The following is a 26,765-nucleotide window of genomic DNA, read 5'->3' on the forward strand; positions in this document are numbered from 1 at the left end:
AGAGAAAACTGCTCCAACAACTGGGAAAAATAAACCCCGCTTAAAAAAGCGGGGTTTATCATCAATCTGAGGCCCTTATAAAGGGCCTTACTTTTATACCCATTTGCTTCATTAAGTGATCTATTTTGAGGTAAGGGAATCTTGTCGATAATACCGCTACCGCCCTACTATCTCCAAGGTACCTACATCCATGTAGGCAAGGCGAAAAATTTGCTATTTAGTTGTTCTAAATAAGAAATTTTTAACACAATTAGCGTCAGATTTGCTCCTTCAAATTGAGCTAATATTAAGATAGATTGATATATCCCTTCCTAGAATGACTTCACCACTTTAACGCTGCTATCTGCAGCTCCCGAAGATACAAACCCAATTAGGTTAGGGTTACTCGCAACGAGTTTGAGCACCTCAGCATCATCAGCAGCTTCTTTTGGTGGTGTCCCTTTTCCAGTAAATACTAATTTTGACCAATAAGCTTTAAGCTGACTCGATGACTTATTAAGTACCTTTTCATTAAACTCATCGGTTACCGTCGAGCCATCAGCCTGTGTTATCGGAAGTGCTTTAGAGCCATCGGAGAATGACTTTGATTTACCGATAAAAATTTGCTTAATTTCGTTTTCATCAAGTGTAGAAGTATTGGCAGGATTGACAATGACATCCACGGCTAAGCAACTAAAAGTGCTGCAAAGTAGAGTAAGTAAAAATAATTTTTTCATGCTTCTCTCCTTAAAATACCATGTCGATGCCAATTGTAATGGCTTTACTATCACCCGAGACCGCTAAACCAACAGAGTTATCCTCCACCTCATCATACTGAATCTTGAAAGCCGCAGAGGAATGAAAATCCCAACGTACTCCAAATGAAGTAGTTTCATGGCTTTCGGCATCCTCGCCCTCCCCTTCAAAATCTGCATAAGATACGAATGGCGTGATACTGTTAAAGCGGTAGCCCAATGTCAGCATCTTGGTGTCTAAATTACCGTCTAAATCCAACCGATTTAGCTCAGATAAAATAAAGAAATTTCCCCAGTCTGCATTTACTGCTAAACCATAAAACTTGCCATCTCGCTCATCACTCCCCTCCCATAAGACGGGCTCTCCAGAACGATATCGCAGGTTGGTGTAACGCATATGGGTTAGACGCACCTCAAGCCAATCATTACTGGTTTGAATTACGCCGCCTAGGATGTCTTTCCAGATTTCTCTAGTTGGCTCTTGAAAGAAAAACTCGCTCAACAGCTTATTGTCATCATCGTCTTCTTTACCGGCGTAAATATTCCCGCTTAATGACCAGTCACCTATACTACCGCTGTAAAGCATATTGATGCCATTGTAATTAAAAATTTGCCAGGTGTAGTTGTCCGCGGGTGCACGCATCCAAATATAGGCGTAACCCACATCGTAAAAGTCGGAATAATAGAATAGCGGTAACCGCTTTTTACCTGCTTGGAAAGTCCAATTCTCATTAATCTCATAGGACAAATAAGCCCACTCAAACTTTGCATCAAAATCGTCTGCACCGCGCGCAACAATCTGACCAGTAACGCTTAATCCTTCGGTTAGATCAGCACTAAATTGAAGACCCATCAGTGTTTCAGGTTCAAATGAGATATCCTCGTCGTAAACACTGACGATAGGATAATCGGCGAGAAATATTGGATCGTTTATTCCGAATTGTGGAACACCACTTCCGCTCAGCACCTTACCAGCATTGATACTTGCGAATCCGGAAAAGTTAACCTCTGCATGCCCTGAAAAACAGGCAAGGCAAAGGGTACAACCTAAAGCTAGTTTCATCTTCATTGTGATTCATCCCAATTGCTTGTTCTACAAGTACTACATTGCAAGTATAGTTAAATTTAAGAAAATGCTAGCAAAAGCAGAAAATTGATAGAAATATTTGCGGAAAAAGGGATGACATAGGTACAAAAAAGCAGCTTACGCTGCTTTTTAACGGCTAAGATTCGTCGTTATAATAACGTTCAATTTGATCCTTTAAGTTAGGCGGTACACCTTTAATTGTAAGTGTATCGCTTGCAGCATCATAAATAACTCGCTCACCTAAATGCTTACGTTCAAAGCCAACGCTCACTCCGCCACCAAGCCCAGAAAACTTTACCATACTCGTTACTGTCTTTTTATCAACAGGAAAGCTTTCTTCCAGCTCATAGCCCTGCTCTTTATAAAAATCTTCAAACTTTACGTCTGAAGACTTAGAAAGCGCCTCAGATAGTGTATTAACATCCGCGTCCTCGCCGCTTGAAACACAGTCGTTACAATAGTCAAAAATCTCCTTACGGATGTCGTCTTTTTCAGACTTTTCATATTGCTGTGTAGACAAATAATCCTCAACCGCGTGTAACATAGTTTGCGATTGCTGCTTTGGATCGATCCCCTCTTCACAACCAAGAAAATCTAAAAAGAAATCAGCGACTTTTCGACCAGCACGCCCCTTAATAAAGGAAATATAGCGGTTCTCTTCTGCGGCCGTATCCCAAGCATCTAAATCGATTCTCGCAGCCAATTGCATACGTGAAATATCTAAGTGTTTTGCTGCAGATAAGTCTAAATCTGAGGTAATTGTGTAATGTTCTTTAATATTAATCAGAGCAATCATAATAAAATTGCTAGCAACATACTGATAATGACAAAACACTAAATATCCGGTTTCATGAAACGCATATTTATTAAGCTCTTCTTTAAGCACATTGGTTGCTTCTTGGGTTAAATTCCAAAAGTTCAGCTCATTATTTCTATAACTCTGCATCGCAGACGCGACTACACTGCTTTTTTCACTGCTAAAAGCACAGAACCCTTTACCCGGTTTGCCATTGTAGGCATGATGCAATTGTTCAATGAAAACATTAACTTTGTCATTGATTTGCATTTCATCTTCACGTAGATGTATTTCGGTATCTTCGTCTTGTTTGTCTACATAGTGAACAACTAGTTTTTTTACCTCAACGCTCATCTTTGTTTTTCACGCCTCTAATGTTAAAATGTAAGAATTATTGCTTTTATAAATTGAACCAACTGATGCCTATCCAATCAAAGTATTCCAATAAACAAGTAGAAGAAATTGTTGACCAATTAGTTAATGTATTAAGCTCGCAAAACGCACCAGTTGATCTCAGCTTAATGTGTTTGGGTAATTCTATCACGCACATTCTAAAAGAACATGTTCCTGAGAGTAAGAGACAATCTGTTGCCGAAAATTTTGCCAAAGCGCTTACACAATCAGTAAAGTAACGGAATGAATCTTACACCGCACAGCCCTTTTTCATCAAAGGCAAGTCAATTACTAAGCTGGGGACACTGGTTTACCTTTGCTAACATTGGCTTAGTTTTATTGATTAGCTCAGTTTATTTGTTCGCCGACAAAGCGCCGAATACCTTTGTCGGTTGGTTTTATATGCTGATCACATGGATAAGCCATACCAGCTTTATCACTTTTTGTGCGTTTGTATTAACTATCTTTCCGCTTAGCTTAATATTCCCTTACCCACGACATATTCGCGGGATGGCTGCAATTATTGCCTCGGTCGGTATTGTTGTATTAACGGTGGATGCCTTTGTTTACCTACAACTTGGCTACCATATAAACCTGGCTTCGCTTTCCGATATCTTTGTTTTATTGTGGGAAGCGTTAGTCGGTTCATCCCTAGTTAACCTCATCATCACCATCGCAATGCTTGCGTTGGTGCTCACTTTTGAGCTACTCGCTGGAAATTATGCTTGGCGTCATTTGGCCGAGCTTAAATCCTATAAATTCCCCCGTTATGCAACGGGCACCATTGTGACCTGCTTCGCGCTCAGTCACAGCCTACATATATGGGCTGATGCGAATGCCTTTTTCGATATCACTAAGCAAGATAATGTATTGCCCCTATCTTACCCAACAACCGCAAAGAGCTTACTCGCTAGACACGATTTACTTGATATCGAACAGTATGAAGAAGCACATTCGCTAAGTATTGGTGATACGCATTCAAAATACAAAGCTCCTGTAATTTCAGCAGTATGCAAAGAAAAGAAAGATACCGCTGAGCAACCTATCAACGTTTATGCTTACACAAATGAAAGGCTCTTTCAAAAAACAGCAACAGCGCTTCAGAACGACGGTAAAAATAACGTGTTCCGAATGGATTCTGTTTTGCGAGCAGGAAATAGTAGCGATGCACTATTTAGCCTTATATATGGTCTACCGAGTTATTATAAAGAGTCTGTCCTGCTGCAACAGCAAGTTCCAGTTTGGTCAATTGATAATGACTTAATGAGCGTCAATGCTGGCGGCGAGTTCTCTTTTGTTCCTTCTCACCAAGCAAGTAAATTAACACTCGTTGAAGTAAGTGACGAAATTGACATTGATAGTTCAAAGCCTTTCGTGGCAATTGATATTAGTGCACAGAAAGCGACAGTATTAACCAGTTCTGCGGTAACCAACATTGACCTGTTTGCTCATGCTTATGGTCTTGTGCAGCCCAATGACATCACCTATACCCTGTTAAGCTCTTATCTAGGCTGTGATCCCCTTGCTCAACAAAGTATGCTGGCATCGAACATTAAAACTCGCTCTCATGTAGAAGGCGTTAACTTTACGCAAGGTGTCTTAGTTGCCTTCAAAAAAGACAAAATCACTTTAGTCAATCAAGATGGTAGCTTCAAACAGATATCAGCAAAGGAAGGCTTTGTATTAAATGGCAATTTAGATATTCCATTTTTAATACAAAGTATTAAGACATTAAAAAAATTCACAGCCCCTGAAGCGCAATAACCTTGAATAAAGTGGGATGTCATCTATTGTTAAGTAGATATTGACTGTTACAGCAAGGATGCCATATGCAATTATATCTAAAACTACCTTTACTGATTTTTGTCTCTGCTCATTGTTTCGCCGCAACATCGGTAAAATACTTCAAATGCACTACCGACAGAGGCATCGTTTTTAGCCAATTTCCCTGCTCGGCCAATGCGACCCAGCATACAATAACCACATCCGATCCTAAAGCCTCAGTTCCCTCGGAACAGCACTATAAAATGCTAAATAATTTGGAACGTAACCAAATTGCGAAAAGGACAAAGCGTGCGCTCAGAGCCAAACACCATGAAAAAGCCGTGCTCAATCGCAAAAGAGATACCGCGGTTAGAGAGCAACAAGATAAATTAACTAAACTAATGAATGAAGACAGGCGCAAAAAAGTCGTCAGGCAGGTTAAAAAGGAAATAAAAGCCATTAATAAGGCGCATGCTAAAGCGCTTAAAAAACTAGAGAAAGAGATTTCAAAATTAGAGAAGCAACTAAAAGAATATGAGTGATATAACCGCTCAATTACATTGATTGCTTTTTTGAGAGTCGCACTTGGTCAATGAGCATTAGCTATGACTATACAAATGCCTTACTGGTATTACCAGATGACTTTTCGTACATTACCTTGTAAAGTGAAACCACTTCGCGTGGATAATTTATGAGGGATGTAGATGCAAGAACAGCAGTTGGCAGAACAAATTTTATCTGGTTTCCAAAACCACTATCACGCATTTGTAAAAATTACGAAGTTGGCACCAATCGCTTTTGCTTCTCAAAATTGGGGAGAGATAGAACGAATAAGTAAAGCGAGGATCAGCCAATACGATAGTAAAGTTGATGAAACCGCACAGAAGTTAATACAACTCTATGGTTCGACGCAACTAGATGAATCGCTATGGTACCAAGTCAAGCAGGCTTACCTTGAACGTCTTACCTTTCACCCTCAACCAGAGCTTGCTGAAACTTTCTATAATTCAGTCTTTTGCTGCCTCTTTCACCGCCGATATTACAATAGCGATTTCATTTTTGTTGAAACCCAACTAGCTAATGCCACGTCGCTCCCTGTAGAGGCTGAGTATCGAAGTTATTTCCCAGTCGTCAATGGTCTCAAGCCTACCATCAAAAAAATCATTGAACACATTGACTTTCATTGTAAATTTGAAGATTTAGATAGAGATATTCGACTACTCGTTAAGGCGTTTCTTAAACAAGCACCTAATACGCATCATCAGGCGCACCTAATGCGCTTCGATATCCTCAGCGCACCTTTCTATCGTAATAAAGGCGCCTATATTGTCGGCCGAGTGGTATCTAAATCTGGTGTGCAGCCGTTTATCATCTCGGTATTACACGCACAAACAGGGGGCTTACTGATCGATGCGCTGCTTACCAACAGCTCACAAATGCGAGTGATTTTCGGTTTTGCGCGTGCTTACTTTTTAGTAGAAACCCATGCTCCATCTGCGCTAGTTAAGTTTTTAAATCAACTCATGCCAAATAAAACAAAGGCTGAGCTTTATAACGCCATCGGCTTTCATAAACAGGGGAAAACCGAATTTTATCGTGAGTTTTTACACCACTTAGCGAATTCTGAAGAACAGTTTGAAGTCGCACCAGGTACACCCGGTATGGTGATGATGGTATTCACTCTGCCTAGTTTTCCCTATGTTTTTAAAGTGATCCGTGACCAATTTCCAGAAAGCAAGCCATTTACAAAAACAACCGTTCTAGAGCGGTACCAACTCGTAAAACGCCATGATCGCGTGGGTAGAATGGCAGATACGATAGAATATTCCGATGTGGTACTCCCACTTACACGTATTTCACCAGTCCTTTATCAGCTGTTGCTGGACTCTATCTCTCAAAGTATACGTATTGAGGGGGACAATATGGTGATAAAACACTTGTATATTGAGCGCCGTATGACACCGCTCAACCTCTTTGTACAGCAAGCCGATAAAGAAACGTGCGAGCAAGTTATTAGAGATTACGGCTATGCGCTCAAAGAAATGCTCGCTGTAAACATTTTTCCAGGAGATATGCTGTTAAAAAACTTTGGCGTGAGTAAACACCACAGAGTTATCTTCTATGACTATGATGAAGTGCAATACCTTACTGAAATGAACTTTAGAGCGCTGCCAAAACAAGAGCTTGATAATATGTACGACTCTGGCGATATTTCCAGTGCGCCACAAGACGTCTTTCCTGAACAGTTGTGTACATTTGTTCTCACAAATCCTACACTAAAGGAAATGTTTCTGCACCATCATGCTGATTTGGCTGAGGTGTTGTTTTGGCAGCAAGCACAACGAGATATTCGTGAGAGAGTCGTAAGACATATTTACCCTTATCCACATGAAAATCGTTTTCTCCAAGATGCCAAAAAAGAAGAAGAATACAAAGGAAAACTGAGTGAACATTAGTAAAATTGACCTTAACCTGCTGGTTTACCTCGATACCTTACTTCGAGAGTGCAATGTAACACGTGCCGCAAATCAATTAAGTATTACCCAACCGGCAATGAGTAATGGTCTTAAGCGTCTCAGAAACCTCTTTAATGACCCCATTTTAGTACGTACCAGTGAAGGCATGGTGCCAACAGAGCGCGCACTTGAGCTGCAGCCTGTGATCCGTGGTATACTCATGACTTTGGAAGAAACTTTAGCCCCTAACAGGGAATTTGAAGCAGCGAGTAGTAATCGAGTCTTTCGGATTATGGCTAGCGACTATGCTGCGAGTACGCTTGCGCCAAAACTCCTGACTAAACTTCACGAAGAAGCACCAGATACGACCCTTGATATTCTCACGCCGAGTGATGTTACTTTCCATGATGTGGAAAATGGCAAGGTAGACATGGCAATTAACCGCTTTGAAAATCTACCGCAATCGTTTCACCACAAACGAATTTGGAAGGATAGTTTTTGCTGCCTCGTGAAATCCGACAACCCCGTCATTACCCACTTTACCCTTGATGCCTATTTAAAATCTCGCCATATTTGGGTAAGTAAAACCGGATTTGGTGTTGGGGTTGGAATGGACCCTGCAGATGTACAGAAACTTGGCTGGGTTGACGAAGCGCTTGCACACTTTGGAAAACACAGAAACATCGCAACTTTTACGCGTAATTATCACGTTGCAATTCACTTGGCAAAAGAGCAGAACTTAATTGCAACATTACCGTCAAAAGCCGCGAATATCTATCGTGATGACCCGACCTTAGCGGTTCTGGAGCCGCCATTCCCTATTCCGCCATTTGAGTTAGATATGATTTGGAGCCCGCTATTACACCGCGATGCGAGTCACATTTGGTTGAGACAAAAAATTGCTGAGGTAGCTGAAGAACTAGCATAACAATATAACTAGTCAGCAGCTTTGCTTAGGTGCGCTTTTTGAAATTGGTATCGCCAGCTAATTGAACTATCCTTTTATCTATATGCATAAAAGGTGCAATAAAGCATGGCGAAATTCTCTTATAGAGCAACGATTGATAGTAAAGAGGAACTTATCCACGCAGCCGCATACGGGGAGTGCATGGAAGCCAATATCATAGAGATGTACAAAAATTTAGGGCTTGCACTTAAATCGAATCAGCTAAAGAGTTTAGTTATCGACGTCTCTCAATTACATATCACCTACGACTATCCAAGCGTGCTAGCCGTTTTACAAAAACTCAATCAATTTGTTGATGGGATTGCTCTTGCCCGAGTTATCTCCCCCTCGGACACTAAAAGTGGATTAATTGAAGCATTTGCTGACAAGCACGGCTTAGCGATTAAGAACTTCGAGAACTACAATGATGCAGTAGCTTGGGTACATACTGTGAATGCAAAAAATAAATAAAATTAAGTGAATATTCAGAATAAAGTCATGAAATTAGTGATATTATTTGCCGTTGGTCAATAACTGATGGCCAATCATAAGCAATTTGTGAACAACCTTTATTTCATAATAGGGAACTATGGAACACTATATCTCAACGTTCATCTTTTTCTTTGCGGTCATCGACCCCATTGGCACTATTCCGGTATTTATCGCAACCACCACAGGCTTTGATATTACGACAAAACGAAAAATAGCGGTTAAAGCGACACTGGTTGCAGCCATTGTGTTGCTGTTTTTTATTATTGCGGGTGAAATCATTTTAAACGCGATTGGTATTCCCCTACCTGCGTTCGCGATTGCCGGTGGCATCGTACTATTCATCTTTGCCATGACAATGATTTTTGGCGAAGGCAAGCCAAGTGAAGAGATTAAGTTAGACAGTAAAGCATCCGACACCGCTATTTTCCCTTTAGCGATGCCTTCCATCGCAAGTCCAGGAGCAATGTTGGCAGCCGTTTTGCTTACTAAAAACAGCGAAAACAATGTATTTGAACAACTCCAAACATCGATTATTATGCTCAGCGTATTGGCTATCGTGTTGATATTCTTACTGCTTGCAACAAAAATTCACCAATGGATTGGTGACAGTGGCGCAAGTATCGTCAGCCGAGTAATGGGACTTATTTTAGCTTCCGTTGCAGTATCTAGTGTATTGGCGGGTATTAAAGAATATTTTATGTTGTAATATAGAGAGTAACGAGAGGGCTAGCCCTCTCTTTCAACGCCAGCTCTCTTGCAATGTCATTGTTTCAAAATAAATTTCTTCACCGCTTTATTGTGTTCAGTAAGTGTTTTCGAAAAGTGGTGTCCACCATCTCCTGACGCAACAAAGTACAAGTATTCGGTTGTTGCTGGATTAAGTGCTGCATGGATAGCGGCACGAGACGGCATTGCAATGGGTGTCGGTGGCAAACCATCAATCCGATAAGTGTTATATGGTGTCTTTTCACGGATATCTTCACGTTTAATGTCACCATCAAAGTGCTCACCAATACCATAAATAATGGTTGGATCTGTCTGTAAACGCATACCTTTACGTAAGCGATTGATAAAAACGGAGGCTACTTTATCTCTTTCTGCAACTACGCCCGTTTCTTTCTCAATAATCGAAGCCAAGATCAAGGCTTCATAAGGCGTGTTTAAAGGAAGATCTGGCATTCTATTTTGCCATTCCTTTTCAAGCACACTCTGCATTTTGGTATGGGCACGTTTAAGTAAGCGCAGCGCTGAGTCATTTCCATGATAATGGTAAGTATCGGGGTACAACCACCCTTCAGCTGAACTTTGCGATAAATTCAGTTGTGCTGTGAGCTTATCAATGTCTTGCCTTAAGTAGGGGGCGCTAAGTAGCTTGTTTTTGACTTCCCAAATGGGCATCCCTTCAATGATTGTAAAGCTAAAGTTGTGTTGCTCTCCACGACTAATTTTGCTGATGGCCTCTAGTACCGTTAGACCTTTAAGATCGTAAAAACCCGCTTGTAACGCGAATAGTTTAGGGTCTAACTTACTATAAAGTTGATAAGGAAAGCAGTTAGATAATGCCCCGCTACGCTGCCATAGATGACATAGCTGATTAAATGTTTGCCCAGACTTTATCTCAACTAATGGCTCAGAGATATTAAGTGGTTCAAATTTAACCTTATTTATTTGCTGAGATAACCACCATGACGCTGCTGCTATCAAAAATGCGACTATGATAAACAGTTTTTTCATTAATATTACTTCCCTAAAAATCGCCTTTTCAATTTATGTAAGTCGGCGATATCGAAATGTTTATTCTCAATTCTTACTACAGGTACCAACTGCATTAAACTATTACAAATAAAGACACCATCAGCTGCTTTTAACTCGTCAAAAGCTATATTTTTGACCCTTATATCGTGTTTACTTGCAAGTGCGGTTAAAAACACGCCTTTAATGCCTGAGCCACTAAGATCTGGTGTATACAACATGTTGTCTTTAATCATGATGATATTTGCCGCTGACGCTTCAATCACCCTATCATTGATGTCCGTCACAATGACATCGTCACAAACCAATGTCTGTGCATCTTGTTTAATAAGTACTTGTTCTAACCGATTCAGTGTCTTTAATCCAGCTAATAACGGCTGAATACCTAGCTGTACCCTACTTAATACAACCTCAATCCCACTCTGCTGCCAAGTTGTATAGTGTGAAGGAAAAGGTAAGATCTGAATACTCACACTCAGCTCAGGCGTCTCAGGAGCTTGATAACCACGACCCCCTTCCCCTCGAGTGATAAGGAGCTTTAGCACCGCTTCCCTTTTATCTTTAACTTGCTCTTGAACCAAAGACTCGATTTCACCTAGTCGTAACTCAGGAAAGCCCAAGCGCTGCTGACATTCCACCAGTCGGTTTCTATGAAGTGGCCACAAATCAACATTTCCATCACGGACTAACGCGGTGGTAAAGAAGCCATCGCCATAGGCCAATCCTCTGTTAGTGCAAGAAAAAAGCTGTTGATTCTCCACATCACTTTCCTTTTTAAGGGTATCCAAAACATAAAAAAGCTCGGCATTGCCGAGCTTTTTTATCATAACCTACTTTGCTATTAGATTACTAAGGCTGATCTACACCTTTTTAAATAGCAATGAACCGTTTGTTCCACCAAAACCAAACGAGTTACACAAAGTGTACTCTAGTTTCGCATCACGGGCAGTATGAGGCACATAATCTAAATCACAGCCTTCATCTGGGTTATCTAAGTTAATGGTCGGCGTTACTTTTTGGTCTTGCAGCGCCAGAATTGAAATAATTGATTCAACTGAGCCCGCAGCACCAAGTAAGTGACCCATCATTGATTTAGACGAGCTCACCATCACATCTTTTGCCGCAGAACCAAATACCGACTTAACAGCATGCGTCTCTGCAACATCACCCGCTGGAGTGGAAGTACCGTGTGCGTTGATATAGCCAACCTGCTCTGCATTGATCCCTGCGTCGTTTAATGCATTAACCATGGCTTGTGCAGCGCCAGCACCATTTTCTGGTGGTGATGTCATGTGATATGCATCGCCACTCATACCAAAACCAACCAGTTCAGCGTAGATCTTCGCACCACGTGCTTTCGCATGCTCATACTCTTCCAGAACGATAACACCCGCTCCATCAGCTAGCACAAAACCGTCACGGTCTTTGTCCCAAGGGCGAGAAGCCGCTTGCGGATCATCGTTACGCGTAGAGAGCGCACGAGCTGCACTAAAACCACCCATACCAATTGGGGTTGACGCTTTTTCAGCGCCGCCTGCAACCATCGCATCCGCATCGCCGTATGCAATCATACGTGCCGCATGACCAATATTATGAAGGCCAGTTGTACATGCTGTCACAATCGAAATATTTGGGCCTCTCAAGCCATGCATGATGGACAAGTGACCAGAGATCATATTAATAATGGTAGAAGGAACGTAAAACGGAGAAAGTTTGCGTGGACCGCTATTTAATAGCTTAACGTGGTTTTCTTCAATTAGCGTTAAGCCACCGATACCAGAGCCGATGGCTACACCAACTCTAGCGGCATTCTCTTCGTTAACTTCAAGACCTGAGTCTTTTAAAGCCTGTACACCTGCTGCGATACCGTACTGGATGAAGACATCCATTTTTTTAGCATCTTTAGGGGAAATGTACTCAGTGACATCAAAGTCGTTAACTAAACCAGCAAACTTAGTTCCGAAACCTTCTGTGTCAAAATGCGTGATATTGCGAATGCCACTACGGCCTTCTAATAAGCCCTGCCAGGTAGATGCAACATCATTACCCAGCGGCGTCAACATACCTAAGCCAGTTACTACGACTCGACGTTTAGCCACGGTGTCCTCCAAAAAGGGATTATTATAATAATTGGGGGGTCTAGAAAGAGTTAGGGCAGCGAGTGCTGCCCTAATAGAAAAGCTAGTTACTCAGCGTGAGCAGTAACGTAGTCGATAGCTGCCTGAACAGTAGTGATTTTCTCAGCTTCTTCATCAGGGATCTCTGTATCGAACTCTTCTTCTAGCGCCATTACAAGCTCAACAGTGTCTAGAGAGTCAGCACCTAAATCATCTACGAAAGACGCTTCCGATTTAACTTCTTCTTCTTTAACACCTAGTTGTTCAACAATAATTTTCTTTACGCGTTCTTGGATGTCGCTCATTCTTCTTTCCTTTATTTAAACGCTACTGCGTTAATTTTCAGATTGCGGCGCAGTTTACGACGCATCATTCTGGGATTCAAGGATTGACCCGTACTTTTTTTTCTGGTCAAACCTGTTACAAAGCTTTGGATCTTTTTATCGCCTATTTTCGTGACGATTTCAAGTACGTTGTCGACAAGATCACAAAAATTTCAATTAATTTGTGATCTTAGCGAGTTAAACCATGTACATCGCACCATTTACGTGCAAAGTTTCACCAGAAACATACGCTGCGACATCTGATGCTAAATAAACCACAGCCGCTGCGATTTCTTCAGGCTGACCTAAACGACCTGCTGGTACATTCGCCAAAGTTGCTGCTTTTTGCTCATCAGTTAGCTCATCCGTCATATCTGTCTGAATGAAGCCCGGTGCTACAGTATTTACCGTAATACCACGAGATGCAACCTCACGCGCCAATGATTTTGTAAAACCTATTACACCCGCTTTTGCAGCTGCGTAGTTAGCTTGACCCGCATTACCCATAGTGCCCACTACTGAACCAATGTTAATGATACGGCCATTTTTCTTCTTCATCATTGGACGAAGTACCGCTTTTGATAAGCGGAAAATAGATGACAAGTTAGTATCGATGATGTCATCCCACTCTTGATCTTTCATGCGCATCAGCAAGTTATCGCGTGTGATACCAGCATTGTTTACCAACACATCGATCTCACCTAAGTCTGCTTTGATTGCATCCAAAGTTGCTGCGATTGAGTCGACATTTGTCACGTTTAGCGCATAACCTTTCCCATTTTCGCCTAGATATTCAGAGATACGCTCTGCACCAGACTCACTCGTTGCAGTACCCGCAACTTTTGCACCTTGTGCCACTAAGGCGTTAGCGATTGCTTTACCAATACCACGGCTAGCACCCGTTACTAGTACTACTTTTCCTTCTAAAGAAAATAAATTACTCATAATGCTCTCGTTATTATTCTGCTGCTGCAATGGCAGCTAAATCATTTACCGACACACACGACACTGAGCGGTCGATGCGTTTAACAAGACCCGAAATCACTTTACCAGGGCCGAACTCAAAAGTTGTTGTAACACCTTCTTTCGCAACCGCTTGTACAGTTTCAGTCCATCTTACAGGACTATAGAGCTGACGAATAAGCGCATCTTTTATTGCTGCAGCATCTTTTGCAACAGCAACGTCAACATTGTTGATCACATCAAACTTTGGCTCTGAAAAAGCGAGTGCTTCAAGATCTTTAGCTAATTTATCAGCCGCAGGTTTCATTAATGCGCAATGAGATGGAACACTAACTGCAAGTGGCAATGCACGTTTAGCTCCTGCTTCTTTACACGCTTCAGAGGCTCGATTTACTGCTTCAACATGACCCGCAATCACCACTTGACCTGGTGAGTTGTAGTTTACCGGCGAAACAACGTCCCCCTGTGCAGATTCGGCACACACCTTAGCAATCACGTCATCATCTAAACCAATAATTGCCGCCATTGAACCCGTGCCAGCAGGAACCGCTTCTTGCATGTATAAACCACGTTTTTCAACTAATTTAACGGCATCTGCAAGGGTTAATACTTCTGCACATACTAATGCAGAGTATTCACCTAGACTATGGCCAGCTAGTGTCAATTCAGCTTCAACGCCTTTCTCTTGCCACGCTCTAAAGATAGCAACACTTGCGGTTAATAATGCCGGTTGAGTACGGTGCGTTTGGTTTAATTCTGCTTCAGGACCATTTAGCACAAGTTCGGCTAAATCGTAGCCTAGTGCTTCTGACGCTTCAGCGAACGTCGCTTTAACGATGTCGGAAGATGCTAATAATTCAGATAACATGCCCACGCTTTGTGAGCCCTGTCCTGGGAAAAATAATGCGATTTTTTGTGACATATTGTGCTCTTATTTTCTCTGTTGTCGCCACGTCCTCATGTCACTTAGCAGTGTTAGGGATGCGGACCTGACGGTTGTTTTTCTGTGTCGACCTGAGCAAACACCGCTTGGATCTTTTCAGGGATCTTACGTTGTACTTCTTGCGCAGCTTCTTCAATCGCGGCTAAAAATGCCTTAGTTGTGGCATTTCCGTGACTTTTCACAACAATACCGCGCAATCCTACCAGACTTGCGCCGTTATACTGGTCGGGGTTCACCCTTCTATACAATTTTTTTATAACGGGTCGAAGTAAAAAAGCCAACGCTTTATAAAAAAAGTGCTTTTTTAACGCTTTGCTAAACTTATGCATGATGAGTTTGGCGATCCCTTCACAGGTTTTCAAGGCAACATTACCGACAAATCCCTCACACACAATAACATCGGCTTTGCCAGAAAACATATCGCTCCCCTCACAATAACCTTGATAATTAATAACAGATGAGGATTTCATTAATTTTGCAGCTTGCTTGATACCATCATGGCCTTTGATTTCTTCAGAGCCAATGTTTAGCAAACACACTTTAGGTGAAGGAATATTTAATGCCTCTCCTGCAACGATTGAACCCATAATACCAAACTGGCAGAGGGTTTCAGGATCACAATGCACATTCGCACCAAGATCAAGCAAATAAACAGGTTGTTTTTTCTCTGTTGGAACGGCTGAGATTAACGCGGGACGCTTAATACCGGGCAACATTTTTAACACATAGTGGGCCATAAAAAAGAGCGCACCTGTATTTCCTGAACTAACACAAGCCTGCGCTTCGCCAGATTTCACCAAATCAAGCGCTATACGCATTGAAGACTGCTTTTTATTTCTAAGTGCAGAGGCAGGTTCACAACTGTTAGTGACGACTTCTTTACAGTGTTTAATTTTGAGTCTTGGATGATCCAGCATATTAGCTTTAGTCAAAGCACTTTCAATAACTTGCTGATTACCACAGAGGATTAAATTTAGATTTGGGTGCTTAAGCACAGCAGCGATAGCTGCGGGGATAGATGAACGGGGGCCGTAATCGCCCCCCATCATATCTAACGCAATGGTTAGATCGGTCAGCATAAAGTAATCTCTTACTTAGAAATTACTTTAACGCCTTTGTAGTAACCGTCAGCAGTCACGTGGTGACGACGATGAGTCTCGCCAGAAACCTGATCTACAGTTAGAGCTGGTCCACTGATCGCATCGTGTGAACGACGCATACCACGACGTGCCCGTGACTTCTTGCTTTTTTGTACCGCCATTAGCCTTCTCCTAAGAATCTTTCTTAAGTTGTTTCAAAATTTCAAATGGATTTGGTTTGCTATCTTCTGCTTCAATTTCACCAAAGCTCTTTGGCTTATCAGAATAAGAGCATAGTGCTTCATCATGCGTCGGGACTATCGGAATCGCGAGTAGCAGTTCATCTTCGACGATTTGTCTTAGATTAACTTCACCCTCTTCATCCAGTTCCAACACATCATAACGCTCGGGAAGATCATCCGACTCTGCACCTAATCCGACTGGCGAATACGCAAAGTCTTGTTCCAAATCCAACCCTAATTCATCATTACAACGCTGACATACAACTGTTAGATGAGCTCGGACTTTGCCTTGCACAACAACCAAACCTTGTTCGTCGATGTTGAAATGAATGTCTACCGCTATTTCACTATTTTGATCACGCACAACTTGCTGCAATCGAGAAAGTTCTTCAAGCATTACAACACCGTCATAAGATGCTCGACGTTGCGCTGCTCTGCATGGATCAATAGTGATGGGAATTTTCACCTTTTGCATAGGGGCTGCATCATATAGATAGTTACTGTGTTAGTCAAAGTAAAAATACACTTTCCCTTTGTTTTTCGCGTTATTGCGCATTATCCTGTTGGCTATGTTGTCACAAAGATAAAAATCTCATGAAAACGCCCCTTATTCTAGCCTCAAGTTCGTCATTTAGGCAGTCAATTTTGAAAAAATTAATGCTTCCTTTTGCATCTTTTTCACCGGATGTAGATGAGCAAACACTCGAAGGTGAATCAGCGCAGCAACTTGTTGCACGGTTGAGCGAATCAAAAGCCAAAGCAGCAATAGCAAAATATCAACAAGGTGTGGTGATTGGTTCAGACCAAGTCGCGCTGTTCAACGGTGAGATCCTAGGAAAGCCGCATAATAAAGAGAACGCGATTAAGCAACTAAGCCTATTTAGTAATAATCGCGTGACTTTTTTGACTGGTTTAACCGTTTTCGACATTGAAAGCGGCAAAACGGTCACTAAAGTAGTACCGTTCTACGTTTACTTTCGCCAGCTTACCCAAGCACAGATCAGTAACTATTGTGATGCGGAAACACCTTACAACTGTGCTGGCAGCTTTAAAAGCGAAGGGTTAGGGATCTGTCTGTTTGATAAACTTGAAGGAGAAGACCCCAATACCCTGATTGGCCTTCCCCTTATTCAACTCACTAAAACACTGCTCACATTTGGTATTGATGTGCTCGCTGAGCAATCAGGCCAACAATAGGTTAGACAAGTCTTGATAGTTATCGCAAATATGGGCAGCCGAAGTTTGCGATAACTCGTCTCTAGAGGCCACACCTAAAGTGACACCGATCGCGTCAACACCGGCGTTGCTTGCAAGGTTCATATCAATAACAGAGTCGCCCACCATAACGGTATCTTTTGCATCTACGCCAAGTTCTGTCAATATTTGCAGTAACATGTCTGGGTGTGGTTTAGATTCAGCTTCGCAAGCCGTTCGTGTCGTGACAAAATAATCAGTAAGCCCATTTTGAGCCATCAATCGGTTCAAACCCGTGCGGCTTTTTCCTGTGGCGACCGCAATTTTTACTCCTCTGTCGCGAAGCTTACCAAGTAATGACTCCACGCCCTCGAATATAGGTGATGGCGTGTCATCTTCATTTGAGTAAATGTATTTGTATGCGTTGGCTAACGATTCGGCTTTATCTTCATGATGAGGAAATAATACCTGCATCGCCACAGGCAAAGACAAACCAATAATGCTTTTCACTTCACTATCACTTACTGGCGTTATATTGCATGACTTTGCAGCCAAATGAATGGTATTTACGATTTTTGGTACAGAGTCCATGACGGTGCCATCCCAGTCGAAAATTACACACTTATACTGCATTTTACTTCCTTAATTTAACTAAGCATGCTTCCAAAGCTCCACCCAATGGCGCTTCTACATGATGTGTTGTTTCTGTTTTCGGGTGTATAAATCTGAGTTCTTTGGCATGCAAAAACAGCCTATTTAATCCCACTTCACGCATTTTGGCATCAAACACCTGATCGCCATACTTATCGTCACACGCAATCGGATGTCCTTTACATTGAGTATGTACTCGGATCTGGTGTGTTCTGCCTGTTACGGGTGACGCCTGCACCAAAGTAGCAGACTCAAAACGCTCGACGACTCTAAAACGAGTATGAGAAGGCTTGCCTTGCTCATGATCCACTCGCACTACTCGTTCGCCTGACTTTAAGGTATTTTTACGTAGCGGTTCGGTGACATTTTTATGTTTGGCATCCCATTGCCCTGAAACCAGTGCAAGGTAATTCTTCTCCATAGTCTTTTCTCTTAGCTGCTCATGAAGTCCTTTCAGCACAGCACGACGCTTTGAAATCAACAAACAACCCGATGTGTCGCGGTCCAAACGGTGCACCAACTCCAAGCTTTGCTCTTGTGGGCGTAATGCTCTTAATGCTTCAATTAAGCCGTAGCTTAAGCCGCTGCCACCATGTACCGCCATACCGGCTGGCTTATTTATAACTATCAGATACTTATCTTCATAAAGAATGGCATCTTCTAAGTTTGCGACTTTATCTAGGTTTTTAGGCACAAACTCTGCTTTCTCCGCAACACGCACAGGTGGGATACGGATTTCATCATTGATTTGTAATTTATATACAGGCTTCACCCGCTTTTTGTTTACGCGCACTTCCCCTTTACGAAGAATTTTATATACGGCGCTTTTTGGCACCCCTTTTAAATGCGTAACTAAAAAGTTATCGATCCTTTGACCTTCTTGGTCTTCAGTCACGGTAACGAAGCTAACTTGTAATGCGGGTTTCTCTGACATTGCCTAATCACTGATTTGAGTAATAATTTAGTTGCTATCTCGACATTATTAGTGGGATAATTAGGCCGCAAATTTTTGCGAGGTGCTTTTTATCGCAAAAACAATGTCGTGATGCACATCTTGGATGGCAGATCATACAGATTAGAGCTAATATTTCCAAAGCTTTTATCATCCATCTAAGATAAACACGTGCGAACAGTCAGTGCGAAGCGCGTAATATTTCGTTTAATGACTGGACACGATGAACAAACCAAAAAGCAAGAAATTAAAATTTGTCTGATACGTTTACCACAGTTGCAGTAATACCCGTGCATAGCAGGCCGCAACTCGTGAATAACCACAAAGCAATCAAGTCAAAAAATGGTGATAGCCAAGCTTGGTAAACCAAGCTCAGCTTACCCCGTGCATGACTACTTTGTGAAACGAATAAACGTGCAAAAAGCGAACGATAGATCAGTGATTTTACCCTGATTTAAAGCGGAAACTGTGAATATGTTCCCTTTCCCCCAGTCGTGAGACTGCATCATTTAATAGGAACATCCAAGGTGTAGCACGCTGTCGCTGGCAAGACGTATCAGGCGCTGTAAATAATTAAGTAGAGAATTACAATATGAAACGTATGCTGATCAATGCAACGCAGCAAGAAGAAATGCGCGTGGCACTGGTTGACGGCCAGCGTCTATACGATCTAGATATAGAAAGCCCTGGTCACGAACAGAAAAAAGCCAATATCTATAAGGGTAAAATTACCCGTATCGAACCATCCCTAGAAGCCGCATTTGTTGATTATGGCGCTGAGCGCCACGGATTCCTTCCTTTAAAAGAAATCGCTAAAACGTATTTTCCAGACGGCTATACATTCAATGGTCGCCCTAACATCAAAGATGTGATCAAAGAAGGTCAAGAAGTCATCGTTCAGGTTGACAAAGAAGAACGTGGTCAAAAAGGCGCGGCACTCACAACGTTTATCAGCGTCGCTGGTAGTTACTTGGTATTAATGCCTAATAACCCAAGAGCAGGCGGCATTTCACGTCGTATCGAAGGTGACGAGCGCATAGAGCTAAAAGAAGCATTGAGTCGTTTAAACGTACCTAAAGGTATGGGTCTTATCGTACGCACCGCAGGCGTGGGTAAATCTTTCGAAGAACTAGAGTACGACCTTAAAGCGCTACTCGTTCATTGGGACGCTATTCAAAATGCGGCAAATAGCGGTAAAGCACCTTTCTTAATTCACCAAGAAAGTAACGTGATCTTCCGTGCAATTCGCGATTATTTACGTCGTGATATCGGTGAGATCCTAATTGATAAACCGCGTGTTTTTGAAGAAGCGAAGGCGCATATCGAGCGTTTCCGTCCAGATTTCATCAATCGTGTTAAGCTTTATCAAAACGATGTGCCATTATTCACGCATTATCAAATTGAGAGTCAGATTGAGTCAGCTTTCCAGCGTGAAGTGCGTTTGCCTTCAGGTGGTTCTATCGTTATTGACCCAACAGAAGCACTTACTTCTATCGATATCAACTCGTCAAAAGCGACGAAAGGTGGCGATATCGAAGAGACGGCGCTGAACACTAACTTAGAAGCGGCTGATGAGATTGCACGCCAGTTACGTTTACGTGACTTAGGTGGCCTAATCGTTATCGACTTTATCGATATGACTCCGCCTCGCCATCAACGTGAAGTAGAGAATCGCTTGAAAGAAGCCGTGCGTACTGACCGTGCTCGCGTGCAAATCGGTAAGATTTCTCGTTTCGGCCTGTTAGAGATGTCACGTCAACGTTTGCGTCCGTCTTTAGGTGAAGCGAGCCAGCATACGTGTCCACGTTGTGACGGCCAAGGCACCATTCGCTCAAACGAATCCATTGCTTTGTCTATCTTGCGTCTAATCGAAGAAGAAGCGATCAAAGATAATACCGCTCAGGTCAATGCCCAAGTGCCTGTCGCTGTTGGTGCTTATCTATTAAATGAAAAGCGTCGTTCTGTGCAACGCATTGAAAAGCGCCACGAGTGCCACGTTGTTATCATTCCTAACCAACATCTAGAAACACCTCACTATGAGGTGGTTAGATTGCGTAAAGATGAAACAACAGAAGCTGCAAGCTATGAGCAAATCACAGCGCCTGAGCCTGAAGTTGTTGAAATTACTCGAGCTCAAGCGATTGTGAAAGAGGAGCCTGTGTTAAAAGGTGTCGTTATGCCTGATGCACCAGCGCCTGCGCCAGCCCCTACTCCAACTCAAGCTGCAAAACCACAAGCACGTAAGCCACAAGAAAAGCCAGCTCAAAGCGGCACTAGCCTGTTTGCAAAGATTGGTCAGTGGTTCAAGAGCCTATTTGCTAGTGACAGCGATAACCAAGAAGAAAACAAGCCTTCTGAAGAAAAATCATCACGCGATAACAACCGTGATAATCGCCGTCGCAATAATAACAACCGTCGTCGTAACAATAACCGCCGTCGTAACGATCAACAAAAAGACACAACGGTTGAATCGAAAGACGAAAACAACAGTAACGAGCAACGTGGTGATAACCGCAAACGCCGTCGTCCAAATAACAGAAAACGCCAAGATCAGGACAAAGCAAACCGTCCAGCTAAGCAATCTGTAAACGATAACGTTGAAGCGGCCGAGGCTAACGAGGCGCCAGTTAAAGAAGCAACAGTAAAACCACGCAGACAAAGACGTAATCTTCGCAAGAAGGTACGTGTGGAAGAAACCAACGCACAGGATACTAACAAGTCAGAGCAAACTGGCACTGAAGAAGTGAAAGTAGAAGCAAAGCCGCTTGAACAACCAGCGAAAACGGCAGCTGAGTCTAAAGCTGAACAAAAGCCAAGGCATAGAAAAGCGAAACCTGTCGAGGATAAGTCAGAACAAGAGTCAGCAACAAACGAACAAGTAGCATCACGTTCTCAACAAGCTGACGTACACGCTCAAGCAAAGCAGCAAGAAACTGCTAACACTGAGCGCCACGAACAAAACGATGTTACCGAGGTGGTATCTGCCGAACTTTCAGAATCGCAAATTGATGACGAAAATAAAGAAGGCCGCACTCGCTCTAGACGTTCTCCGCGTCATCTGAGAGCGGCAGGTCAACGTCGCCGTCGTCAGGATACGCCTGAAAAAGGTCAAGCTGCTGCATTTGTGCCCGTTGCAGATCAAGCAGCTGCAGAATACGAAGCAGAGCTAAAAGCAAAATCTTCTTCTGACATTGACGTTCAAGAAGGTGTACAGCAAGAAGCAAACACAATTGAGACTCAGTCGTCACCTAAAACGGTAACTGAAGACAATGCACCAACAACACAAACTGATGCAGAGCAAGATGTCGAAGCTAAGCCGGCCGAAGCACAGGTTGACGAAAATGCAGCGCAAGAAGTGGAGTCTGTAAAAGAAGTTGAGGCAAGTACTGCTGAAGCACCAATGCAACAAACGGCGCAGCCTGAAACATCTACAAGCACTGACGAAGTAATCGCAGAAGAAGTAGAAGCTATGCCGCCAGAAAAAGCAAGAGTGGTTAAAGCTGAGCCAATCGCTGACACAGTAGAGACTGAACAAGTTGAAACGGCGAAGGCTGAAGATGAAGCTGAGACTGAAACTGCAGTTGTAGAAGAAACTCAGGCTTCTGACACTGAGGCAATAGCAGAAGTTCAGGAGCCAGCAGTCGAGGCCCCGGCAACAGAAGCGGTTGTGGAAACAACAGCTGCTGAAACAGTTACTGAATCTTCAACTGAAGAGACTCCAGTCGCTGAAACAGTTGAAGCACCTACTCAACAAGTAGTAAACGGCAATTCAGTACAAAGCCGTATACGCTTCAACCAAACGGCTGCCGCGCCAATGACAAAAGCACAAAGTGTGATTGAGGATGTCGTGGTAGAAACACCATCTGCGATGCCACATGAACAGCGTCAGACTGTGGCGAATAGCGGCTTGGGTGTTGGCTCTAAGTCACCAACAGGCAGAGCAAGCGCCGACATGGCCTCTCCTGCTCAGGTTGACTAAGCAGTAATTGAAAAGCCAGTCTTTTTAGACTGGCTTTTTTGTGTCCGAATTTTACTGAGCAGACAAATGGTAATACCAGTCCTTCGTAGCACTCCGTGTTATTTATCAGTAGAATGCCGTCAATTCTTTGATCGTTAAAGTCAAAAGTATGATCACACTTAAGAGATTTAAAAACGCCTCTTTAAAAGGTGACCTATTCGGTGGTGTAACCACTGCAATTATTTCTTTACCACTCGCACTCGCTTTTGGTGTTGCCTCTGGTGCTGGCGCAGAAGCTGGGATGTGGGGCGCAATTTTAGTTGGCTTATTTGCCGCGCTGTTCGGTGGTTCAACCTCCCTCATTTCTGAACCAACCGGCCCAATGACTGTTATCATGACAGCAGTACTCACCGCCATGATGAGCAAGTACCCCGAAAATGGTCTTGCGATGGGCTTTACTGTTGTCATGATGGCAGGTGCTTTTCAGGTTTTACTCGGTACGCTCAAGTTAGGTAAATACGTTACCTTGATGCCTTACAGCGTCATCTCCGGATTTATGTCTGGTATTGGTGTTATCCTCATTATTTTGCAGCTTGCTCCTTTACTTGGACACCAAGCGCCTGCAGGTGGTGTTGTTGGCACTTTGTCTAATTTGCCCAGCCTGCTAATGGATTTACACTTTTCCGAGTTGTTCCTCGGGGTGATCACACTTGCAATCTTATTCAAAATGCCAAGTAAGTGGCGCCAGTACGTCCCCGCTCAACTGGTCGCACTCGTCGCCGTTACACTGCTTTCAATTATTATTTTTGATACCGATAGTATTCGCCGCATCGGAGAAATTCCAAGTGGCTTGCCAAGTATTGTGTTGCCAGTATTATCACCAGAGCTATTCGTTGAAATGCTTATCGACGCATTGGTACTGGGCACTTTGGGCTGTATAGATACGTTGCTAACAGCAGTAATAGCCGACAGTTTAACGCGAACCGAGCATGATTCCGATAAGGAGCTCAGAGGCCAAGGTATTGCCAATATGATAGCTGGCCTTTTTGGTGCATTGCCAGGTGCTGGCGCAACGATGGGAACTGTGGTCAATATTCAAGTGGGCGCTCGCTCGCCAATCGCTGGCATATTCAGGGCACTAATTTTGATGGCCGTAGTCTTTATCGCGGGCAGTTTGACCGAGCCAATCCCAATGGCGGTGCTTGCTGGTATTGCAGTGTATGTTGGTTTTAATATTCTGGATTGGAGTTTTATCCAGCGTGCTCATAGGCTTAGTGTCAGTCAAATGGCGATTATGTATGGCGTAATGCTCCTTACCGTTTTTGTTGACCTGATTGTTGCCGTGGGCCTTGGCGTATTTATCTCTAATGTGATGATCATAGAGAGATTAAGCCGAGTGCAAGCTAATCATGTTAAAGCAATTAGCGACAGTGATAGCGATGAAGATGTGCCACTAACAAAAAAGGAAAGCGAGCTGTTAGATAAAGCCAACGGTAAACTATTATTCTTTTATCTTTCCGGGCCAATGATTTTTAGCGTCTCAAAAGCAATCGCAAGACAACACCGCAAGATTAGTGAATACAAAGCCATGGTATTAGATTTAAGCGACGTAGCTATGATTGATGTCACCGTGGGCTTAGCCATTGAAAATGCGATTACAGATGCGCTTGATGCTGACTGTAGCGTGTTTATCTATTCACCAAATTTAGAAACCACCGATAAACTCAAGCGCTTAAACATTCACGACCGTCTAGGCGATCGTGCATTTTGTGATAGTCGCGAGATAGCGCTCAGTCAAGCCATTGATACTATGGCTAAAGCTTATTGAAGTGCACGCTCAAGTGATCCAGCAATAACCTTAAGCTGGTCGCGACAAATTGTCTGGGTGGGTACAGCGCCCAGACCCCCTCTTCTTCAGGTCTAAAATTGGTTAGTACCTCTGTTAACTCACCACTCTCTAGCGCCTCTTGCACGTAATAATGTGGTAACTGTACCAACCCTAAGCCTTGCTTTGCTGCTTCCAAGAGCCCCCAACCACTGTTGCAACGCAGTGGCCCAGCCACTTTAATTTGCCGCGCTTTACCGAGCTCAACAAAGCGCCATTCGCTACTATTGCCAATCAAACATCTATGATTGCCAAGCTCAGCGAGCGTATGCGGTTGGCCAAATTGATTTAAATAGATATTCGCGCCACACACCATGGTTTTACGTGTGGTTAGCCGTTTGGCGCGCAGTGATGAATCCTGTAACTTACCGAGTCGAATTGCCAAGTCAAAGCCCTTATCGAGCAAGTCGACTTGATTGTTCGTCAAATGCATTTCAACCTCAACTTTTGGATACAAACGCATAAAGTCAACCACGGCAGGCATGACATAAGATTCGCCGTACATTACCGGTGCGGTAAGCTTAAGTTTGCCTGTTGGCTGTCTATCACGTTGACGGATTGCAGCAGTGGCATCATCTAATCCATGTTGCAAATGCTTTGCGTGAGATAAAAACACTTCACCTTCCTGAGTCAGCGCTAATTTTCGGGTAGTGCGCGTCAAAAGTTGGATGTTGAGCCGCTCCTCTAACATTTTCACACGGCGACTAATTTGCGCAACCGAAGTATTTAACTGAGTTGCAGCCCCACTAAATGAGCCATTACTCGCGACCGCTACAAACTCATCAATGCCAATCCATCTATCCATTATTACATATACGTAAAAGTCTTTATGATTTTTATAGATTATCAAAAATCGTAATGTAGTTATACTGCTATCAACTTTTAAGAAAGGAACAAACCATGTCTGAATTTATTAAATCTAAAGCAGCAATCGCTTGGGGCCCAGGTCAACCGCTTAGTATTGAAGAAGTTGATGTTATGCCACCGAAAAAAGGCGAAGTCTTAGTTAAAATCACCGCAACGGGCGTATGTCATACCGATGCTTTCACTTTGTCTGGCGACGATCCTGAAGGCGTATTCCCAGCAATCTTAGGTCATGAAGGCGCAGGTATTGTTGAAGCAATTGGTGAAGGCGTTACCAGCGTTGCCGTTGGCGACCACGTGATCCCATTGTACACACCAGAATGTGGCGAATGTAAGTTTTGTAAGTCTGGTAAAACGAACCTTTGTCAGCAGATCCGTGAAACCCAAGGTAAAGGCTTGATGCCTGATGGCACAACCCGCTTTTATAAAGACGGCCAACCAATTTATCACTACATGGGCACGTCAACGTTCTCTGAGTACACTGTACTGCCAGAAATCTCTTTGGCTAAAGTAAACAAAGAAGCGCCTCTTGAGGAGATCTGTTTGCTTGGCTGTGGTGTCACCACGGGAATGGGCGCAGTAATGAACACCGCTAAAGTGCAAAAAGGCGATACCGTCGCCATTTTCGGCCTAGGTGGGATCGGCTTGTCCGCTATTATCGGTGCGGCAATGGCTGGCGCGAGTCGGATCATTGGTATCGACATCAATGAAGATAAGTTTGAGCTGGCGACAAAGCTTGGCGCAACCGATCTTATCAACCCGAAAAACTTCGATAAACCTATCCAAGAAGTGATCGTTGAAATGACCGATGGCGGCGTGGATTTCTCATTCGAATGTATCGGTAACGTAGATGTCATGAGAAGTGCCCTTGAGTGCTGTCACAAAGGTTGGGGTGAGTCAGTGATCATCGGTGTTGCAGGCGCTGGACAAGAGATTTCAACACGCCCATTCCAATTGGTTACCGGTCGCGTATGGCGCGGTAGTGCTTTTGGTGGCGTAAAAGGTCGCTCAGAGCTTCCTGAGATTGTTGAACGCTATATGGCTGGTGAATTCAAGCTCAATGACTTTATCACTCATACTATGAAGCTCGAAGATATTAATGAAGCCTTTGATTTAATGCATGAAGGCAAGAGTATCCGCTCTGTGATCCATTACTAGTACCCGCTCAAGGACG

The 26,765-nt window shown here is 43.1% G+C and carries 26 protein-coding genes; 11 read left to right on the plus strand and 15 right to left on the minus strand.

The window, feature by feature from the left end:
- Window positions 1-311: 311 nt before the first annotated feature.
- From CKO50_RS19435 to yejK, 3 genes are all read right to left on the minus strand, one after another.
- The gene (locus CKO50_RS19435; RefSeq protein ID WP_095729495.1) at window positions 312-716 is read right to left on the minus strand and encodes a phosphate ABC transporter substrate-binding protein; all 405 of its coding nucleotides are present in this window, start codon (window positions 714-716) and stop codon (window positions 312-314) included.
- Between the two features lie 10 nt (window positions 717-726).
- Window positions 727-1,803, minus strand: coding sequence for a porin (locus CKO50_RS19440; protein WP_095729496.1), 1,077 nt, complete (start codon window positions 1,801-1,803; stop codon window positions 727-729).
- A gap of 154 nt (window positions 1,804-1,957) precedes the next feature.
- Entirely contained in the window at window positions 1,958-2,971 is a 1,014-nt protein-coding gene (yejK, locus tag CKO50_RS19445) for a nucleoid-associated protein YejK (RefSeq protein ID WP_095729497.1), read from the minus strand.
- Between the two features lie 65 nt (window positions 2,972-3,036).
- On the opposite strand from yejK, the gene CKO50_RS19450 reads away from it, so the two are divergent.
- The 7 genes from CKO50_RS19450 (at window position 3,037) to CKO50_RS19480 (ending at window position 9,374) form a co-directional block, all read left to right on the plus strand.
- A complete protein-coding gene (locus tag CKO50_RS19450) occupies window positions 3,037-3,249 on the plus strand; it encodes a DUF1414 domain-containing protein (protein WP_010374035.1) in 213 nt (70 codons plus the stop codon).
- A gap of 4 nt (window positions 3,250-3,253) precedes the next feature.
- A complete protein-coding gene (locus CKO50_RS19455; protein WP_095729498.1) occupies window positions 3,254-4,774 on the plus strand; it encodes a DUF3413 domain-containing protein in 1,521 nt (506 codons plus the stop codon).
- A gap of 65 nt (window positions 4,775-4,839) precedes the next feature.
- Window positions 4,840-5,316, plus strand: a complete 477-nt coding sequence (locus CKO50_RS19460; protein ID WP_095729499.1) for a hypothetical protein — start codon at window positions 4,840-4,842, stop codon at window positions 5,314-5,316.
- 162 nt (window positions 5,317-5,478) lie between these two features.
- Window positions 5,479-7,230: a bifunctional isocitrate dehydrogenase kinase/phosphatase gene (gene aceK, locus CKO50_RS19465; RefSeq protein ID WP_095729500.1), complete on the plus strand. Its 1,752-nt coding sequence runs from the start codon at window positions 5,479-5,481 to the stop codon at window positions 7,228-7,230.
- Window positions 7,220-8,158, plus strand: a complete 939-nt coding sequence (locus CKO50_RS19470) for a LysR family transcriptional regulator (protein WP_095729501.1) — start codon at window positions 7,220-7,222, stop codon at window positions 8,156-8,158. The genes aceK and CKO50_RS19470 overlap by 11 nt, the downstream gene beginning before the upstream one ends.
- A gap of 105 nt (window positions 8,159-8,263) precedes the next feature.
- Window positions 8,264-8,647 carry a hypothetical protein gene (locus tag CKO50_RS19475; RefSeq protein WP_095729502.1) on the plus strand — a complete coding sequence of 128 codons (384 nt, stop codon included), beginning with the start codon at window positions 8,264-8,266 and terminating at the stop codon, window positions 8,645-8,647.
- A gap of 118 nt (window positions 8,648-8,765) precedes the next feature.
- Window positions 8,766-9,374, plus strand: a complete 609-nt coding sequence (locus CKO50_RS19480) for a MarC family protein (RefSeq protein ID WP_095729503.1) — start codon at window positions 8,766-8,768, stop codon at window positions 9,372-9,374.
- 56 nt (window positions 9,375-9,430) lie between these two features.
- On the opposite strand, the gene mltG is transcribed toward CKO50_RS19480, so the two are convergent.
- The 9 genes from mltG to yceD all read right to left on the minus strand — a co-directional run bounded on the left by mltG (window position 9,431) and on the right by yceD (window position 16,562).
- Entirely contained in the window at window positions 9,431-10,402 is a 972-nt protein-coding gene (gene mltG / locus CKO50_RS19485; protein WP_095729504.1) for an endolytic transglycosylase MltG, read from the minus strand.
- Between the two features lie 5 nt (window positions 10,403-10,407).
- Window positions 10,408-11,247 (minus strand): aminodeoxychorismate lyase, encoded by an 840-nt coding sequence (gene pabC, locus CKO50_RS19490; protein WP_095729505.1) that lies wholly within the window; start codon window positions 11,245-11,247, stop codon window positions 10,408-10,410.
- Window positions 11,248-11,280: 33 nt separating this feature from the next.
- Window positions 11,281-12,519 carry a beta-ketoacyl-ACP synthase II gene (fabF, locus tag CKO50_RS19495; protein ID WP_010374022.1) on the minus strand — a complete coding sequence of 413 codons (1,239 nt, stop codon included), beginning with the start codon at window positions 12,517-12,519 and terminating at the stop codon, window positions 11,281-11,283.
- Between the two features lie 86 nt (window positions 12,520-12,605).
- Entirely contained in the window at window positions 12,606-12,842 is a 237-nt protein-coding gene (gene acpP / locus CKO50_RS19500; RefSeq protein ID WP_010374019.1) for an acyl carrier protein, read from the minus strand.
- Between the two features lie 216 nt (window positions 12,843-13,058).
- The gene (gene fabG, locus CKO50_RS19505) at window positions 13,059-13,805 is read right to left on the minus strand and encodes a 3-oxoacyl-ACP reductase FabG (RefSeq protein WP_095729506.1); all 747 of its coding nucleotides are present in this window, start codon (window positions 13,803-13,805) and stop codon (window positions 13,059-13,061) included.
- A gap of 13 nt (window positions 13,806-13,818) precedes the next feature.
- On the minus strand, window positions 13,819-14,745 hold the full coding sequence (gene fabD, locus CKO50_RS19510; protein WP_095729507.1) for an ACP S-malonyltransferase: 927 nt from the start codon (window positions 14,743-14,745) through the stop codon (window positions 13,819-13,821).
- A gap of 53 nt (window positions 14,746-14,798) precedes the next feature.
- Window positions 14,799-15,845, minus strand: coding sequence for a phosphate acyltransferase PlsX (gene plsX / locus CKO50_RS19515; RefSeq protein ID WP_095729508.1), 1,047 nt, complete (start codon window positions 15,843-15,845; stop codon window positions 14,799-14,801).
- 11 nt (window positions 15,846-15,856) lie between these two features.
- Entirely contained in the window at window positions 15,857-16,027 is a 171-nt protein-coding gene (rpmF, locus tag CKO50_RS19520; RefSeq protein WP_010374010.1) for a 50S ribosomal protein L32, read from the minus strand.
- A gap of 10 nt (window positions 16,028-16,037) precedes the next feature.
- On the minus strand, window positions 16,038-16,562 hold the full coding sequence (gene yceD, locus CKO50_RS19525; protein ID WP_010374009.1) for a 23S rRNA accumulation protein YceD: 525 nt from the start codon (window positions 16,560-16,562) through the stop codon (window positions 16,038-16,040).
- Between the two features lie 119 nt (window positions 16,563-16,681).
- On the opposite strand from yceD, the gene CKO50_RS19530 reads away from it, so the two are divergent.
- A complete protein-coding gene (locus CKO50_RS19530) occupies window positions 16,682-17,284 on the plus strand; it encodes a nucleoside triphosphate pyrophosphatase (protein WP_095729509.1) in 603 nt (200 codons plus the stop codon).
- Here the strand turns inward: CKO50_RS19530 and CKO50_RS19535 are convergent.
- Both CKO50_RS19535 and rluC read right to left on the minus strand, forming a co-directional pair.
- The gene (locus tag CKO50_RS19535) at window positions 17,270-17,914 is read right to left on the minus strand and encodes an HAD-IA family hydrolase (RefSeq protein ID WP_095729510.1); all 645 of its coding nucleotides are present in this window, start codon (window positions 17,912-17,914) and stop codon (window positions 17,270-17,272) included. The two genes, CKO50_RS19530 and CKO50_RS19535, sit on opposite strands and share 15 nt — an antisense overlap.
- 1 nt (window position 17,915) lies before the next feature.
- On the minus strand, window positions 17,916-18,866 hold the full coding sequence (gene rluC, locus CKO50_RS19540) for a 23S rRNA pseudouridine(955/2504/2580) synthase RluC (protein ID WP_095729511.1): 951 nt from the start codon (window positions 18,864-18,866) through the stop codon (window positions 17,916-17,918).
- Between the two features lie 610 nt (window positions 18,867-19,476).
- Here rluC and rne point away from each other — a divergent pair.
- Together rne and CKO50_RS19550 are read left to right on the plus strand one after the other, a co-directional pair.
- Window positions 19,477-22,863: a ribonuclease E gene (rne, locus tag CKO50_RS19545; protein ID WP_095729512.1), complete on the plus strand. Its 3,387-nt coding sequence runs from the start codon at window positions 19,477-19,479 to the stop codon at window positions 22,861-22,863.
- Between the two features lie 148 nt (window positions 22,864-23,011).
- On the plus strand, window positions 23,012-24,670 hold the full coding sequence (locus tag CKO50_RS19550; RefSeq protein ID WP_095729513.1) for a SulP family inorganic anion transporter: 1,659 nt from the start codon (window positions 23,012-23,014) through the stop codon (window positions 24,668-24,670).
- Here the strand turns inward: CKO50_RS19550 and CKO50_RS19555 are convergent.
- Window positions 24,657-25,532 carry a LysR substrate-binding domain-containing protein gene (locus CKO50_RS19555; protein WP_095729514.1) on the minus strand — a complete coding sequence of 292 codons (876 nt, stop codon included), beginning with the start codon at window positions 25,530-25,532 and terminating at the stop codon, window positions 24,657-24,659. The two genes, CKO50_RS19550 and CKO50_RS19555, sit on opposite strands and share 14 nt — an antisense overlap.
- Before the next feature lie 95 nt (window positions 25,533-25,627).
- Here CKO50_RS19555 and CKO50_RS19560 point away from each other — a divergent pair, with 95 nt between their 5' ends.
- Window positions 25,628-26,749, plus strand: a complete 1,122-nt coding sequence (locus CKO50_RS19560; RefSeq protein WP_010605006.1) for an S-(hydroxymethyl)glutathione dehydrogenase/class III alcohol dehydrogenase — start codon at window positions 25,628-25,630, stop codon at window positions 26,747-26,749.
- Window positions 26,750-26,765 lie beyond the last annotated feature (16 nt).

Origin of the sequence: Pseudoalteromonas sp. HM-SA03 (assembly GCF_002289345.1) — a bacterium.
Taxonomy (GTDB): Bacteria; Pseudomonadota; Gammaproteobacteria; order Enterobacterales; family Alteromonadaceae; genus Pseudoalteromonas.